This window comes from Streptosporangium vulgare, assembly GCF_042428775.1.
In the GTDB taxonomy this organism is placed as follows: Bacteria; Actinomycetota; Actinomycetes; order Streptosporangiales; family Streptosporangiaceae; genus Streptosporangium; species Streptosporangium vulgare.
The window spans coordinates 448,793-463,413 of the sequence record NZ_JBHMBS010000001.1 but is presented as its reverse complement, the minus strand read 5'-3'; the positions used below and the strand labels follow the sequence as shown (position 1 = coordinate 463,413).

The window sequence follows — 14,621 nt, the reverse complement described above, 5'->3', positions numbered from 1 at the left end:
GATGCATCATGGAACTCTCCGTTCACGTCGGCCGACCCCGCCTAGGTTCAATGATGTCCGATAATCAAGCGACCACCAGGAAAAGTGCCTGAATACGTCAAAAAGGGATTGACAGCGACCGCAACCGTTCGTCCAGATCCCGGACGTGCTTGTTGCCCTCCCACGGTTGAAGCCGAGCGCGAGTCTGCCGCACGGAGTGCACCAGACGGGCGGAACTGTGCCCCACGACGAACTGCGCAGCCTTGTCGATCATGAAGGTGGCGGCCGGAATTTCCCGTTTTTCGATCAGAGCGGTCGCGCATTCGAGCTGAAGCATGCTTTTTCCCAGGACGAAACCGGACCTCGTCTTCGCGAGTCTTTGCTCCACTTCGGCTATGGCCCGATCGAACTGCCCGGCTTTGATGAAGCAGAACACGGCGTGACGGGCGATACGATCCGCTTCGAGCCAGAAAAGGTGCCGGAGTTCCGCTCCGCTACGGCTTCCGTCCGCCAGCCTGACGGCACGATCGAGCATCCGAAGCCCTTCTCCGTCCCGTCGCGTATTCGAGAGCACCCGGGCGACGATGGAGAAGGTCGCCGCCTGCTGCAGGCCGTTACCACTGTGCTTGGCCCATCCCTCGGCCGCGAAAGCATGGTCCATTGCCATGGTCGGCTTGGCTTGGAAGATCGCCATGTCAGCCATCAGCCCGTGCAGGTGGGCCAAGAGCGCGGGATCACCCAGTTCATGACCCGCCGCCAGCCCCTCTTCGTAGCGACGGGCGGCACTCGCGTAGTCCATCAGGTCGTAGTGGCACCAGCCCGTCATGTGGCTCAGGCTCCAGTAGACACGGAGCAGCCGCTCCCGCAGGGCCGGGGTGAGGGAGCCCCGCTTGAGGAGGTCGTCGACCATGGCGCGCTTGGCCTCGGCGACCGGCAGGACCCGCCGGGGGCCCGTTGATTCGTCCATGGCCCACAGGCGGGCGGTGAGCCGTTCCAGCACGTCGAGGGTGGCCGCGTCGATCGGGCCCTGGTGCCGGGCGGCCGCGGCCAGGCGTTCCCGTTCCGGCGGGGTGAGGTGGCGCAGCAGACCCAGGGCCGGTGTCCCGCCCAGCAGCAGGGCCAGTTCGAAGAGCAGCTCGCGGCGTTTCACGTCGGCCTCCTCTGCGCCGACCGCGCGCAGCAGGTCGGCGCAGCGGGCGGGCGCGGGCGCGGGAACGAGTGGGGGAAGTGCCTTCGTTCCCTTGGTTCCCGGGACGGCCGGTGCGGACACCTCGCGGCAGTGGTGCGCGTCGAGGTGACGGTGATCCGTCTGGTCGATCAGGTCTCGGTCACGCACCCCGTAGGAGACGTAGACCTCGTCGGTGACCAGGCGGCGGGCGGTGGTCTGATAGATGCGGGCGAAGATGGCGATCGCCCCGGCGCCGGGACGCCGCCCGGCCTGCGGCCACGCCTCGTAGTCGTAGAAGCGCGCGGCACGCAGGGTGGCGGTGCCCGCCGGGTCGAGGCCGTTGTAGGCGGCCACCACGTCACCCGCCGTGCGACCGTGGGCGTAGCGGTACAGGCGCAGCGGGCTGACCTCGTGGTCGAGGGCGAACACACCGGCGATCTGGTCGAATGTGAGGCGGCAGGCCCGCAGCGCCTCGCTGCGCCGTCTGCATCCCAGCAGGATCCGGTATCCCTCTCCGGGCATCCTCAACTCCCCTCTTCGAACCTCCTCGAACACACACGGATCGTATGCGTGCGATCACGGAGAATGACAGCCGGTGGGGAAAGTGGGGATCCTCGGCCGTTGGATGCGGCGTTCTCGCAGGTCAGAGGCGCTGTGCGCGGAGTATCTGGCCGTCGGCGTCCCGGAGGGCTACCGCACGGAAACCCCGGGCCACTGTTCTGCTGACGATTTTCCCCTGACCAGGAGACCAGGAGAGCGCGCATGACCACCACCCACGACGGCGTGGCCCCGGAGCTGATCGAGGCGATGGTACGGCTCCGCCCCGGCGGCATGACCTGGCGGCGGACCTTTCCCGGCCGCCCCTCTCAGGTCCCCGAGGCTCGACGCTTCGTCCGGTTTCTCCTGGTCGACTCCCCTTTCGGCCAGGACGCGGAGCAGGTCGTCGCCGAGCTCGCCGCCAACGCGGTCCGCCACACCGCGAGCGGACGACCGTACGGCACGTTCGTCGTCGAGGTCGTCCGTAAACCCGAGTTCACCCGCGTGACGGTCTACGACTCGGGCCAGGGCGCCGTCCCCGCCCTCCTTCACCCCGCCCTCCTCGGCGAGGGCGGCCGAGGCCTCCCCCTGGTCGTCGCCCTCGCCTCCAGGGTCGGCTGCCATGGCACCCAGTCCCACGGCCACGCCGTCTGGGCCCAGTTCAGCGGCGAGAAGCACCCCGCATCCCCCGAGTGCTCATGACGAGCGGGCCGTCATGAGCACTGGGGCCTGCTCGGAGTTCGGATCTTCAGCTGGCCGGAGGCTCCGGACTCACAGGGCGGGCCGCGCGGACGGAGTTCTGCCGGCTGGTGGGCCGTCACACAACCTTCTGGGGAAACCAGACCTGAAGAGAGCCGGTCACCCGGTCGTGATACCCGGTCAACGTTCGGAGACGGACCGCCAGCTCTCCGGCGTCTTGTCGAAAACGGCCTGACAAGGAAGGGACGCGGATGTGCCTGCGGTGCCACGACGCCGAGCGTGGGCTGGGCGCGCGAGCTCAGCCGGCGTGCAGCCTGGTGATGAGCTCGTGCGCGACGTCCATGAACTGATCGCGCGAGGACGTCGTCGTCTGCAGGTCGACGAATGCCTCGTGGGCACCGGCCTGGGCGAGGGTCAGCAGGTAGTCACCGATCTGCCGCACGGTTCCGACGTGCGGTACCTGGTCGTCGGGCGCGGGAGAATCGGTGATCTTCGGATTGACGCGCACCACCATTCGCAGGGCCGACGGGTCCCGGTCGACGCGTGCCGCGGTCTGCAGCGCCATATCCCACAGGGAGGTCAGATAGGGCATGGGTATCGCCGCGCTCAGCCAGCCGTCGGCTCGCCTGCCGATCCTCTCCATGGACGAGGGCGTGTAACCGGCGAGCAGGATCGGGGGGCGCGGCCGCTGGAAGGGCTTGAGGTCGATGTGCGACGGCGGCACGGTCCACAGCGCACCCTTGTGCTCGACGACCTCACTGCTCCAGGCGGCCTCCATCACGTCGAGCGTCTCTTCGAGCCGGGCTCCCCTCCCCTGCCAGGGCACCCCGGTCGCGGTGTATTCGTCACGCAGCCATCCGAGACCGATGCCGACGTCCAACCGTCCGTGGCTGAGCAGGTCGAGCGAGGTCAGCATGCGGGCGAGCAGGACCGGCGGTTGCCACAGCGCGTTGAGCGTGCTGGTTCCCAGCCGGACCTCCCGAGTGCTGACGGCGGCGAGTGTCAACGCGGTCAGCGGGTCGAAGAACGTCGCGAAGGCCGGAGGGATCTCGCCGTCTCCTCCCGGGTAGGGGTCGCTGGGTTCGAGCGGCAACATGATCCGATCACCCGCCCACAGGCTGCTGTAACCCATGGCCTCCAGATCCGCGCTGGCCTGCCGGATGAAATCCGGGTCGGCGAAGGCGCCGTACTGCGGGACTGTATATCCGATCTGCATGAGCTGCTCCTTGATACTTCGCCATGGAAAGCCGGGAGGAACTGAGGTGCATATTGCGTACGCGTCTCGATACCCGGACGCTCCCGGTCTAACGTCCAGGGAGACGTTAGGCGACACCCCTTGGACATGATTTGCAATCGGGTTGGAGTGTGGCCTCCGGGCCCTAAAAGCCCACTTAAGACCTTGATGTGATGTCCCCTCGAGGCAGCACGACCGGGGCGTTCCTTGGCCTTCTGGTGGCCCGTCACGCAACCTTGGTTGGGTAACTGGTCCAGCTGCGGATGAGTGAGCTGGCGGCGAAGTTCGTCTTGGGCTGGGCTCGGGCGTTGCGCCGGCGCACGTAGGTACCGATCGCCGCGTTCTGCTGCCGGCCGATCAGGACCGGGCAGGAGTGACCGGCGAAGCTGCGGGCTCAGCTCTTGAAGTAGTGTCCCGCGTTCAGATCGGCGATGAGCCCAGGTAGGCCGGGACGCCAGTTCAGCAGCTTCTGGGTCAGGGCGGAGGAGGCCGGCATGTCCAGCGTGACGAAGGAGGCCAGCCAGCCGAAGTGCTCGCCCGCCTCCCGCTCGGGGATCGCGGTCACCGGCACGCCGAGCCGGCGCCCGATGACGCCGGCGACGTCGCGTACCGGCACCCCCTCCTCGGCGACGGCGTGCAGCCGCGCGCCCGCGGGAGCCTCCTCCAGGGCCAGCCGGTACAGGTGAGCGGCGTCCAGCCGGTGCACGCTCGGCCACCGGGGGTCGCCGTCGCTCACGTACGCGGAGACGCCCTTCGCGCGGGCGATGCCGATCGCGACCGCGACGAACCCCGGGTCACCCTCTCCATGCACCAGCGGCAGCCGCACTACCGAGACCCGCACTTCGCGCTCCGCGAACGACAGCGCCACCTGCTCGGCCGCCCCTCGGGGCGAATGCGTCCCCGGCTCGTCCTTCTCGGTGCCGACGCGGCCGGGCGGGAGCAGGCCGGTGCCCGAGGTGACCACGAGCGGCCGGCCGGACCCCGCCAACGCCTCGCCGAGCGCCGCGATGGCTCGCCGGTCGGTCTGGTTGGCGGCTTCGAAGTTCGCGAAGTCGTGCACGAAGGCCAGGTGGATGATGCCGTCGGCGGCGGCGGCCCCGTCGCGCAGGCCGGCGAGGTCATCGAGCGAGCCGGGGTGGGGCTCGGCTCCGGCGGCCCTCAACGCGGCGGCGGCCTCATCCGTACGGGCCAGACCGGTCACCTGATGCCCGGCCTCGATGAGCTCACGTACGACGGCGGACCCCACGAAACCCGTGGCGCCGGTGACGAAAACACGCATGATGATCTCCTTCTTCAGCGGTGTTCCCATCGTCGGAGCCGGTGCCGTGCGGCGTCCAAAGCTTGTCGCTCATCGGGCGATACGTTTCAGGCATCACCGCAGTAGGCTGCGGGCATGCCCAAGTCGCCCGATCTCGATCTGCGGCTCGTGCGCTACTTCACGGCCGTCGCCAAGCACCGGCACTTCGGCCGCGCCGCCGAGGCCCTGCACATCACCCAGCCGTCGCTGAGCCGGCAGATCCGCGCCCTTGAGCGGCAACTGGGCGCCCTCCTGCTCGACCGAACCCCGCAGGGCACGCGACTCACCGAGGCCGGCGAGGTCTTCCTGCCCCGCGCGAAGACGCTGCTGCACGCGGCCGCCCAGGCGGCGGCGCAGGCCCGCGCCGCCGCTCGGCCCAGCCGGATCACCATCGGGTACACGATGGGCCTCATCGTCACGCCGGCCGTGCGCGAGCTGCGCCGCCTGCATCCGGATGCCGACGTACGCACCTCACACGTGGCCTGGAACGAGCCGCGCCCCGCTCTGCTCGACTACCGTGTGGACGCGGTGGTGACCCGGCTGCCGTTGGCGACCGACGGGCTCGACGTGACGATCCTGTACGGCGAGCCGCGCGTGCTGCTGCTCTCGCGCGACCACCGCCTGGCGGGCAGGGGATCCGTGACGCTCGCCGACATCGCCGACGAGCCGTTGCCCCGACTGGCCGACCCGGACCCGGCCTGGGAGGCGTACTGGCGCATCGATCCCAGGCCCGACGGCCGCCCGGCCCCCGACGGCCCCATCATCGCCGACATCGAGGACAAGTCCGAGCTGATCGCCGCCGGGGAGGTGGTGGCCATCGTGGGCGGCCCGCCCCTTGTCAACCTCCGCCCGGACATCACCTCGATCCCTCTGGAGGGCGTCGAGCCGAGCCACGTCGTGCTGGCGACCCGGGCCGGCGACCGCAACCGCCTGGTGTCGGCGTTCCGCAAATCCGCCAAGGCGCTGCTCACCGGTTCGCGGGCACCCCTGAGGTCGTCGGAGGCGGCGGGTGGTCCGGCGGGTGAATGACGTACGTCACGCCGCCGCTGCCGGTGCTGCGCAGCCACACCTTCTCGAAGCCTCTCCGAGCAGGACCGGCAAGCCTTTGTCGAGCTGATCGACCACCGCCGGCCCTATGGCGGCTGGTGACACACCGGTACCGGGCTTGGAGAGCAACTCCGACTATCTGGTCGAACATCCGCGTCATTCTCGCCCTGGCCTTCCTGTCCGCCATCGCCGCCACCCAGCGCCCCTGCGACGCAGAACACACTGCCTTGACCATGCCCGAGATCCGCCGGCTGCTGACCACCCTCATCTTGAACCCACGCCGCACCGCGGTGCAGGTTCCGCACTGGTCACAATGGCGCCGACGTCATCAGGCCACCGCCCGCCGCTGCCACTACCGGCGCAGATCCCAACCATGATCCCGAAGTGTCACCGGAGTACTGGATGGAGGTGAAACCAAGCGCCGCAGCGGCCTCGCTCTGCGCGGTGTCATGACCGGCGAAGCCGAGCTTGTCCCCCGGCTCCTCCAGAAGCGGCACGGCCGCCAGCTCCGCGGTGGCGAGATGCACGGCGTCGAGCGCACGAAGGGCATGGGTGTGGACGATCTCCACCGCCCGGCGTTCCACGGCGTCACGGGGAGCGCTCAGCAACGTGACCGGGCCGTCCTCTCCAAGGTCCGCCGCCAGTACGGCGATCCCGGTCTCCACGTCCCGGTATCCCGCCGGGCGGGACAGCGGCCGGGAACACGAACGGCCCCCGCGAAGGAGTTCGCGGGGGCCGTCTTGGAACGTGCGGGTCAGAGACCGGCGGCGGAGCGCAGGGCGTCGGCGCGGTCGGTGGACTCCCAGGAGAAGCCCTCGCGGCCGAAGTGGCCGTACGCGGAGGTGCCCGAGTAGATCGGGCGGAGCAGGTCGAGGTCGCGGATGATCGCGGCCGGGCGCAGGTCGAAGACCTCCAGCACGGCCTGCTGGATCTTCTCGACGTCGGTCTTCTCGGTGCCGAAGGTCTCGACGAACACGCCGACCGGGTGGGCCTTGCCGATGGCGTAGGCGACCTGGACCTCGGCGCGGTCGGCCAGACCGGCGGCCACGATGTTCTTGGCGACCCAGCGCATGGCGTAGGCGGCCGAGCGGTCGACCTTGGACGGGTCCTTGCCGGAGAAGGCGCCGCCACCGTGGCGGGACATGCCGCCGTAGGTGTCAACGATGATCTTGCGGCCGGTCAGGCCGGCGTCGCCCATGGGACCGCCGATCTCGAAGCGGCCGGTCGGGTTGACCAGGAGGCGGTAGCCCTCGGTGGCGATCTCCAGGCCGGCCAGGACCGGGTCGACCACGTGCTCCTTGATGTCGGGAGCGAGCATCTCCTTGAGGTCGATCTCGGCCGCGTGCTGGGTGGAGACCACCACGGTGTCGAGCCGGACGGGCGTGTCGCCGTCGTACTCGACGGTGACCTGGGTCTTGCCGTCGGGACGCAGGTAGGGAACCGTGCCGTCCTTGCGGACCTGCGACAGGCGCTCGGCGAGGCGGTGCGCCAGCTGGATCGGCAGCGGCATCAGCTCGGGGGTCTCGCGGCAGGCGTAGCCGAACATCAGGCCCTGGTCACCGGCGCCCTGGCGGTCGAGGTCGTCGCCGGCCTCGCCCTCGCGGTTCTCGTAGGCGTCGTCGACACCCTGGGCGATGTCGGGCGACTGCGCCCCGATGGACACCGACACGCCACAGGAGGCGCCGTCGAAGCCCTTGTGCGAGGCGTCGTAACCGATCTCGAGGATCTTCTCCCGGATGAGACCGGGGATGTCGACGTAGGTCTCCGTCGTCACCTCTCCGGCGACGTGGACCTGACCGGTGGTGATCAGCGTCTCGACCGCGACCCGGCTCTTGGGGTCACCCTTGAGCATGGCGTCGAGAATCGCGTCACTGATCTGGTCGGCGATCTTGTCCGGGTGGCCCTCTGTGACCGACTCGGAGGTGAAAAGGCGACGGGACAAGTCAGTGGCTCCTCATGCAGCGGCTGCTGGCGTCTGGGGGCTCTGGCGTCGGCGGACACCAGTAGCGCTCCGGCGAATTCTAGCCCCACCTGATGTGGGGCCGCGAAACCGTCTCAGATCATTCACCCTAAAGTCTCAGATCGCGTACGGGAAAGAGCCCCTGCTCACCGCGATCCGGAGCCGGAACCACGCGCGGCCGCGCCGCGAGCGGAACTCGATCGAGGCACGGGCGAAACTCGGTCCCGGCACGGGCGGCAGCCCGCCGGAGCGGTGTCCGGCTCACAGATCGGGCAGCGGGTCGGGAGGAAGCGTCTCCGGGGCGAAGATCTCGGCGTCGGCGGCGGCGACCACCGCGGCGTACTCCTCGTCGATCTCGAACACCATGCCGCCGAGCTCGATGGCCGCGCCCGCGGAGAACTCCAGCGGGCCGAGCCGGGTGCGCCGGGAGTGGGTGGCGTACACCGAGGTCGGCGCGTCGCGGTCGAAGAACTTGGTGGACATCACGCAGATGGTGCGGTCGGTGACCACGATGAGGAAGGTCGCCATCACAGGGGTGCCCACCGACAGCGCGGGCAGGACGTAGTGGATCTCCTCCCCCGGAGGGAGCAGCGCCCGGCATCGAGCCCTGACGGCGGCGGCGACCGGCATGATCGAAACCCCTCCCAGCCGCGACAACGCAGGTCATCTCGGACGCAGTATCCGCCGGGAGGTGGCCGACGGCAAGAGCCGGGATCCATCGGAAATCGGTCTACGGCACATGTCCGGGATCCGCCGGGGAGCCGGTGGCCCGTCTACAGCAGGTGGGCAGGATCCGCGGGGGACGGCCGACGGTGAGCGGCCGGGATCCGCCGGGAGACGATCTACGCCGAGCGGTCAGGCCAGACGCGCGGCGACGAGATCCCAGACCGTGTCGGCGAGGGCCTCCTTGGGGCCGCGGGGGATCTCGACCTGCTCCCCGCCCGCGACCAGGACCACGGCCGCGTTGTCGGGCGTGCCGAAGGCGAGGCCGTCGCCGACCTGGTTGACGACGAGCAGGTCACAGCCCTTGCGGGCGAGCTTGGCCCGCCCGTTGGCGAGCACGTCGTCGGTCTCGGCCGCGAATCCCGCGATCACCCGCGGGTACGGCTTGAGGCCCTCGCGGCGCCGCTCGCCCAGCTCAGCCAGGATGTCGGGATTTTTCACGAGATGGATGGCGTCAGGCTCGTCGGCGGTCTTCTTGATCTTCGATCCGCTCCGCGCCGAGGGCCGGAAGTCGGCGACGGCGGCGGCCATGACCACGGCGTCGGCGCCCTCCACCGCGTCGAGCACGGCGGCGCGCAGCTCCAGGGCCGACTCGACCCTGACGACCCTCGCACCCGCCGGGTCGGGCAGGCCGACGTTGGCGGCCACCAGGGTGACCTCGGCCCCGCGGGCGACGGCCGTGCGGGCCAGCGCGTAGCCCTGCAGGCCCGAGGAGCGGTTGCCGATGAAGCGGACCGGGTCGATGGCCTCGCGGGTGCCCCCGGCGGAGATCACCAGGCGGCGCCCCGCCAGATCGGCGGGACGTCCGGCGATGACACGGCGGCAGACCTCGAAGATCTCCTTCGGGTCCGGCAGCCGTCCGGGGCCGGTGTCGGCGCCGGTCAGGCGGCCCACGGCGGGGTCGACGACGATCGAGCCGCGCTCGCGGAGCGTGGCCACGTTGGCGCGGGTCGCGGGGTGCTCCCACATCTCGGTGTGCATCGCCGGGGCGAACACCACCGGGCAGCGCGCGGTGAGCAGGGTGTTGGTCAGCAGGTCGCCCGCGAGCCCGTGGGCGGCCTTGGCGAGCACGTCGGCGGTGGCCGGCGCGACGACCACCAGGTCGGCGCCCTGCCCGATGCGGACGTGCGGCACCTCGTGCACGGACTCCCAGACGTCGGTCGTGACCGGGTTGCCGGACAGCGCGGCCCAGGTCGGCTCGCCGACGAAGCGGAGCGCCTCCCTGGTCGGGACCACGCGCACGTCGTGGCCCGACTCGGTGAACAGGCGCAGCAGCTCGCACGCCTTGTAGGCGGCGATGCCCGCGCTCACACCGAGGACGACCCTGGGTCTGCCGGGGGACCCGGCTTCTTCTGGGGTCCGCACGAGGTGGTTCAGCCCTCGATCGGCTCGGAGGTGAGCAGGCCCTCGCTGACCTCGCGCAGCGCGATGGACAGCGGCTTCTCCTGCGCGTGGGTCTCGACGAGCGGGCCGACGTACTCGAGCAGGCCCTCGCCGAGCTGGGAGTAGTAGGCGTTGATCTGACGCGCCCGCTTGGAGCCGAAGATCACGAGACTGTACTTGCTGTCGACGATGTCGAGCAGGGCGTCGATCGACGGGTTGGTGATGCCTTCGGAGTAGGCGGCGCTGGTTGCCACGTGTGATTTCCCCTAGCTAGGTGAACGTCCGAGGCGCGAATCCTCGGGAGCATCAGCCAATAAGGCTATCAGCCGATGGCATACGCCCTGGACGGACGTGTTGACGAGTGTCAGGTCGAACTCCTGCTCGGCCGCCATCTCGATCCGGCCGGCCGCCAGGCGGCGGGCGATGACGTCCTCGGGCTCGGTGCCGCGGCCGCGCAGCCGCTTCTCCAGCTCTCCCCAGGTCGGGGGGGCGAGGAAGACCAGCAGCGCCTCGGGCATGGTCGCGCGGACCTGCCTGGCGCCCTGGAGGTCGATCTCCAGCAGCGTGGGCACCCCGGCGTCGAGCTTCTCGAGCACGGGGCCGCGCGGGGTTCCGTACCGGTTGCCGGCGAACTCGGCCCATTCCAGCAGCTCACCCGAGGCGGCGAGGCGGTCGAACTCCTCGTCGTCGACGAAGAAGTACTCGACCCCGTGGGTCTCCCCGGGGCGGGGTTTCCTGGTGGTCACCGAGACCGACAGCCACACCTCGGGGTGTGCCCGCCGAAGCTCGGCGACGACCGTGGACTTGCCTACGCCCGACGGCCCGGACAGGACCGTCAGGCGCTTACCGGCCGAGAGGCCGGGGAAGGCTCGCGCCCCCTCCGGACCTCCGGCTGGGGATGTGAAGCGACCGGCCCCGCCCTCGGCGGTTGCCTCCGGAGTCCGACTCTCGTCGGACCACGACGTTCCGGTCACTCCAAACCCCCCGTGATGCCGTCCCCCATGCGGGGCGAGCGTGGTCGTATGAACCGAGACTAGCTCTCGGCCCCGCCGAACTCACGCTCGAGCGAAGCTCGCTGGTTCGTACCCAGGCCCCGCACGCGGCGGGACTCTGCGATTCCAAGCCGCTCCATGAGCTGCTTGGCGCGGACCTTGCCCACGCCGGGAAGCGACTCGAGAAGGGCCGAAACCTTCATCTTGCCGATGACGTCGTCGGCCTGCCCGTCTTTGAGCACCTCAGCCAGAGAGACCGCACCGTGCTTCAGGCGGTTCTTCACCTCGGCACGCTCTCGGCGGGCCTTGGCAGCCTTCTCTAGGGCTGCGGCGCGCTGCTCAGGGGTAAGGGGAGGAAGAGCCACGCCGGGTCACCTCGAATTTCCTGTCGATGTACTCGGACGGGATGGGAAACTAGCTGGTCATGGCGCTTCAAGCAACGTCAAGGCCACTTTATCCCCCTAGAAAATCTACTTCGTGACTTTGCGTGCTCGCCGCGTCGCTCTACGTCGACGAAACTGCCCTCGACGCCGAGTTTTCAGGGGTTGTCCCACCCGCGACGCCCGGCGGTCCCCAGGGTCCCCTCACACGCGAAACCGGGTGCTCCCCGGCGTTACCCCACCCGCGACGCCCGAGGGTCTCCGGACCGTGCCGTCCACACCGCCGACGGCTTCCGGGACCGTGCCACCCGTGACGCGCAACGGGTCCCCGGCGCGTCACGGGTGACGCACGACGGATTTCCGGACACGCCCCTCACGCCGCACGACGGGTTTCCGGACACGCCACCCACACCGCACGACGGGTTTCCGGACACGCCACCCACACCGCACGGCGGATTTCCGAACCGCCCCACCCGGGACACGCAACGAGTCTCCGGACCACGCCGCCCAACGGCGCCCGGCGGTTTCCGGGCCGCGTCACGCGCGACGCCCGGCGGGTCCCCGGGCCACGTCACCTCGCGGCTCTCCGGGCCGCGTCACCCGCAGCGCCCGGCGCGTGACACAGGCCGGGCGGGCCGGGCCGGGCTCGACGCCCGAGGGCTTCCCGGACCGTGTCACGCGCCGCGTCCCGTGGCGGCGGAGACGCGCCGGAGGGCGGCGGCGATGCCCGCGGCCGTCGCGCCCGGGTCGGCGGAGCCGGTGATCGGGCGGCCGATCACGAGAAGGTCGGCCCCGTCGGCCAGCGCCTGCTCGGGAGTCGCTACTCTTGCCTGGTCCTGGCTCGCGGCGCCGGCCGGGCGGACGCCGGGGGTGATGAGGGTGATGCCGGGTCCGACCTCGGCGCGCACCGCGGCGACCTCGCGCGGCGAGCAGACGAGGGCCTGGGCGCCCGCGGCGACGGCCAGTGCCGACAGGCGGCGTACGGCGTCCTCCGGGGGCCCGCTGACACCCACCTGCTCCAGGTCGGCCTCCGAGAGCGAGGTGAGCAACGTCACCGCCGCGATCTGGGTGTTGGGCATGGCCTCCACGGCCGCCCGGATCATCGCGGGGCCGCCGGTGGCGTGCACGGTCAGGATCGCGGGCTTGAGGCGGGCCACGGCCCTGGCTGCGCCCGCGACGGTGTTGGGGATGTCGTGGAGCTTCAGGTCCAGGAAGACCCGCACCCCGCTGGCGCCGCGGACGGAGGCGATCACGTCCGGGCCGTAGCGGAGATAGAGTTCCAGCCCGACCTTGACGGTGGTGACGTGCGGGGTCACCAGGCTCGCCCAGTGGGCCGCGGTCTCGAGGTCTGGCGCGTCCAGGGCGACGGCGATGGGTGCGGGCGTCACAGGGAACTCTCCTCAAGATCTATCCGGTGCCGGGAGGACGCCCCCGGCGGGCGGTGGGCCAGTCCGACCGCGTCGGCCAGCCGGTGGAACCCCCGGGCCGCCAGGAGCTCCTCCAGCTCGCGGAGGATGCGCAGGCAGGCGTAGGGGTCGTGGAACAGCGCCGTCCCCACGGCGACGACGCAGGCGCCGGCGAGGATGAGCTCGAAGGCGTCCCTGCCGGTCAGCACGCCGCCCATGCCGATGATGGGCACGCTGGGCAGGGCCGCGTGGACCTGCCACACGCAGCGTACGGCGAGCGGCCGGATGGCCGGTCCCGACAGTCCGCCGGTGACGGCCGCGAGCGCGGGGCGCATGGCCTCGGTGTCGATGCTCATGCCGAGCGGGTTGTTGATCATCGAGAGCGCGTCGGCGCCGCCGTCCACGCACGCGCGGGCGACGCTCACGATGTCCACGACGTCCGGGGAGAGCTTGGCCACCACGGGCACGTCGTAGCGCATGACCGAGCGCACCGAGGCGATCACCTCGGCGGAGGCCGCGCCGTCACGGGCGAAGACCCGGCCCCGGTCCTCGATGTTGGGACAGGACAGGTTCACCTCCACCGCGGTGACCCCGGGCGCGTCGGTGAGCCTGCGGGCCAGCGCGGTGTACTCGGCCACGGTGCCGCCGCCGATGGACACCACGGTCCGCACGCCCCGCTGGGCGAGCCAGGGCAGCTCGCGCTCCAGGAAGGCGTCCACGCCCGGCCCCTGGAGCCCGACGGCGTTGAGCATCCCCGAGGGCGTCTCGGCCATCCTGGGGGTCGGGCGGCCCGCCCTGGGGGCCATCGTGATCGACCGGGTGGTCAGCGCGCCGATCCTGGCGAGGTCGAAGAACTGGGCCAGCTCCGAGCCCGACGCCGCGCATCCGGCGGCTGTGGTGACGGGGTTGACCAGCTCCACGTGCCCCAGGTACGTCCGCATGTCAACCGGCATTCCGCGTTCCCCCACCGGGCGCTCCCAGCGCGTCGAACGGGATCGTCCCGACGTCGTCGAAGCGGACGCGCTCGCCCCTGAAGACCGGTCCTTCGACGCACGAGCGCACCATCCGGGTTACACCGTCGTCGCCGATGACCGGGAGCACGCACGTCATGCACACGCCGATCCCGCACGCCATCCCCTCCTCGACGGCCACCTGGACGGGGATGTCGAACTCGACCGCCACCGCGGTGACGCCGCGCAGCATCGGCATCGGGCCGCAGGCGTAGACGGCGTCGGCCCGCACGTCGGCGATCACCCCCGGCAGCACGTCGGTCACCCGGCCGCGCATGCCCAGGGAGCCGTCCTCGGTGGTCAGCGTGGTGGTCTCCCCCATCCTCCTGGCGCGCAGGGCGCCGAACACCCGGTCGGCGGAGACCCCGCCGAGGACGAAGTCGACGCGGCAGCCGCGTCCCTGGAGGGCGTCGGCCACGGTGAACAGCGTCGCCGAGCCGTGCTCGGCGCCGACCAGGACGCAGGTCACCGGGTCTCTGGGCAGCGGGAACGGGCGGCCGAGCGGCCCCACCAGGTCGAGGGTGTCGCGGGCGCGGCGCTCGGCCAGCCAGGCCGTGCCCGGACCCCGCACGGAGAAGACGAACTCGACCGTGCCTCCGTAGTCGGGCTTGACGTCGTGGACGAAGAAGGCGCGGCGCGTCAGCATCGACGTCCGCGCCCCTCCGACGGCCACCCCGACGAAGTGGCCGGGCCGGAAGCGCTCGGCGATGCCGGGCGCCACCACGGTCAGCGCATGGTAGGCGTCGACGCGGCGCGTCGTCAGCACCGTGCCGGTCACCTGCACCGGAGTAACAGGCGTCTCCCTC

Annotated in this window: 15 protein-coding genes; 2 read left to right on the top strand and 13 right to left on the bottom strand. The window is 70.7% G+C overall.

Annotation, left to right across the window (positions count from 1 at the left end; translation table 11 throughout):
• Positions 1–97 precede the first annotated feature (97 nt).
• Positions 98–1,669, bottom strand: a complete 1,572-nt coding sequence (locus ACFFRH_RS02035) for an NsdA family TPR-like regulatory protein (protein ID WP_386153608.1) — start codon at positions 1,667–1,669, stop codon at positions 98–100.
• A 240-nt stretch (positions 1,670–1,909) separates the two neighbouring features.
• On the opposite strand from ACFFRH_RS02035, the gene ACFFRH_RS02030 reads away from it, so the two are divergent.
• On the top strand, positions 1,910–2,386 hold the full coding sequence (locus ACFFRH_RS02030) for an ATP-binding protein (RefSeq protein ID WP_386153605.1): 477 nt from the start codon (positions 1,910–1,912) through the stop codon (positions 2,384–2,386).
• 295 nt (positions 2,387–2,681) lie between these two features.
• On the opposite strand, the gene ACFFRH_RS02025 is transcribed toward ACFFRH_RS02030, so the two are convergent.
• Together ACFFRH_RS02025 and ACFFRH_RS02020 are read right to left on the bottom strand one after the other, a co-directional pair.
• The gene (locus tag ACFFRH_RS02025) at positions 2,682–3,599 is read right to left on the bottom strand and encodes a TIGR03619 family F420-dependent LLM class oxidoreductase (protein ID WP_386153602.1); all 918 of its coding nucleotides are present in this window, start codon (positions 3,597–3,599) and stop codon (positions 2,682–2,684) included.
• Between the two features lie 412 nt (positions 3,600–4,011).
• On the bottom strand, positions 4,012–4,896 hold the full coding sequence (locus ACFFRH_RS02020) for an SDR family oxidoreductase (RefSeq protein WP_386153599.1): 885 nt from the start codon (positions 4,894–4,896) through the stop codon (positions 4,012–4,014).
• 114 nt (positions 4,897–5,010) lie between these two features.
• Between ACFFRH_RS02020 and ACFFRH_RS02015 the strand changes: the two genes are divergently transcribed.
• A complete protein-coding gene (locus ACFFRH_RS02015; protein ID WP_344749595.1) occupies positions 5,011–5,943 on the top strand; it encodes a LysR family transcriptional regulator in 933 nt (310 codons plus the stop codon).
• A 326-nt stretch (positions 5,944–6,269) separates the two neighbouring features.
• Here ACFFRH_RS02015 and ACFFRH_RS02010 read toward each other — a convergent pair whose 3' ends face one another.
• The 10 genes from ACFFRH_RS02010 to ACFFRH_RS01965 all read right to left on the bottom strand — a co-directional run bounded on the left by ACFFRH_RS02010 (position 6,270) and on the right by ACFFRH_RS01965 (position 14,599).
• The gene (locus ACFFRH_RS02010) at positions 6,270–6,626 is read right to left on the bottom strand and encodes a PIN domain-containing protein (protein ID WP_344749596.1); all 357 of its coding nucleotides are present in this window, start codon (positions 6,624–6,626) and stop codon (positions 6,270–6,272) included.
• A gap of 89 nt (positions 6,627–6,715) precedes the next feature.
• A complete protein-coding gene (gene metK / locus ACFFRH_RS02005; RefSeq protein WP_344749597.1) occupies positions 6,716–7,903 on the bottom strand; it encodes a methionine adenosyltransferase in 1,188 nt (395 codons plus the stop codon).
• 279 nt (positions 7,904–8,182) lie between these two features.
• Positions 8,183–8,551, bottom strand: a complete 369-nt coding sequence (locus tag ACFFRH_RS02000; RefSeq protein WP_344749598.1) for a hypothetical protein — start codon at positions 8,549–8,551, stop codon at positions 8,183–8,185.
• Positions 8,552–8,776: 225 nt separating this feature from the next.
• The gene (gene coaBC, locus ACFFRH_RS01995; protein WP_344749599.1) at positions 8,777–10,009 is read right to left on the bottom strand and encodes a bifunctional phosphopantothenoylcysteine decarboxylase/phosphopantothenate--cysteine ligase CoaBC; all 1,233 of its coding nucleotides are present in this window, start codon (positions 10,007–10,009) and stop codon (positions 8,777–8,779) included.
• Between the two features lie 8 nt (positions 10,010–10,017).
• The gene (rpoZ, locus tag ACFFRH_RS01990; protein ID WP_030909981.1) at positions 10,018–10,281 is read right to left on the bottom strand and encodes a DNA-directed RNA polymerase subunit omega; all 264 of its coding nucleotides are present in this window, start codon (positions 10,279–10,281) and stop codon (positions 10,018–10,020) included.
• Positions 10,282–10,293: 12 nt separating this feature from the next.
• The gene (gmk, locus tag ACFFRH_RS01985; RefSeq protein ID WP_386154243.1) at positions 10,294–10,866 is read right to left on the bottom strand and encodes a guanylate kinase; all 573 of its coding nucleotides are present in this window, start codon (positions 10,864–10,866) and stop codon (positions 10,294–10,296) included.
• Between the two features lie 194 nt (positions 10,867–11,060).
• Positions 11,061–11,384: an integration host factor, actinobacterial type gene (gene mihF / locus ACFFRH_RS01980; RefSeq protein WP_030909986.1), complete on the bottom strand. Its 324-nt coding sequence runs from the start codon at positions 11,382–11,384 to the stop codon at positions 11,061–11,063.
• A 689-nt stretch (positions 11,385–12,073) separates the two neighbouring features.
• Complete coding sequence (gene pyrF / locus ACFFRH_RS01975) at positions 12,074–12,787, bottom strand: orotidine-5'-phosphate decarboxylase (RefSeq protein ID WP_344749600.1); 714 nt, start codon at positions 12,785–12,787, stop codon at positions 12,074–12,076.
• Entirely contained in the window at positions 12,784–13,758 is a 975-nt protein-coding gene (locus tag ACFFRH_RS01970) for a dihydroorotate dehydrogenase (RefSeq protein ID WP_344749601.1), read from the bottom strand. Before ACFFRH_RS01970 ends, pyrF begins: the two co-directional genes overlap by 4 nt.
• On the bottom strand, positions 13,748–14,599 hold the full coding sequence (locus tag ACFFRH_RS01965; RefSeq protein ID WP_344749611.1) for a dihydroorotate dehydrogenase electron transfer subunit: 852 nt from the start codon (positions 14,597–14,599) through the stop codon (positions 13,748–13,750). Before ACFFRH_RS01965 ends, ACFFRH_RS01970 begins: the two co-directional genes overlap by 11 nt.
• Positions 14,600–14,621 lie beyond the last annotated feature (22 nt).

What these genes read in the sequence shown, in the direction of transcription:
- ACFFRH_RS01970 (WP_344749601.1), bottom strand. Translation starts at nt 13,758, where the DNA reads ATGCCGGTTGACATGCGGACGTACCTGGGGCACGTGGAGCTGGTCAAC.
- ACFFRH_RS02000 (WP_344749598.1), bottom strand. Translation starts at nt 8,551, where the DNA reads ATGCCGGTCGCCGCCGCCGTCAGGGCTCGATGCCGGGCGCTGCTCCCT.
- ACFFRH_RS02015 (WP_344749595.1), top strand. Translation starts at nt 5,011, where the DNA reads ATGCCCAAGTCGCCCGATCTCGATCTGCGGCTCGTGCGCTACTTCACG.
- ACFFRH_RS02020 (WP_386153599.1), bottom strand. Translation starts at nt 4,896, where the DNA reads ATGCGTGTTTTCGTCACCGGCGCCACGGGTTTCGTGGGGTCCGCCGTC.
- ACFFRH_RS02035 (WP_386153608.1), bottom strand. Translation starts at nt 1,669, where the DNA reads ATGCCCGGAGAGGGATACCGGATCCTGCTGGGATGCAGACGGCGCAGC.
- ACFFRH_RS02025 (WP_386153602.1), bottom strand. Translation starts at nt 3,599, where the DNA reads ATGCAGATCGGATATACAGTCCCGCAGTACGGCGCCTTCGCCGACCCG.
- ACFFRH_RS02030 (WP_386153605.1), top strand. Translation starts at nt 1,910, where the DNA reads ATGACCACCACCCACGACGGCGTGGCCCCGGAGCTGATCGAGGCGATG.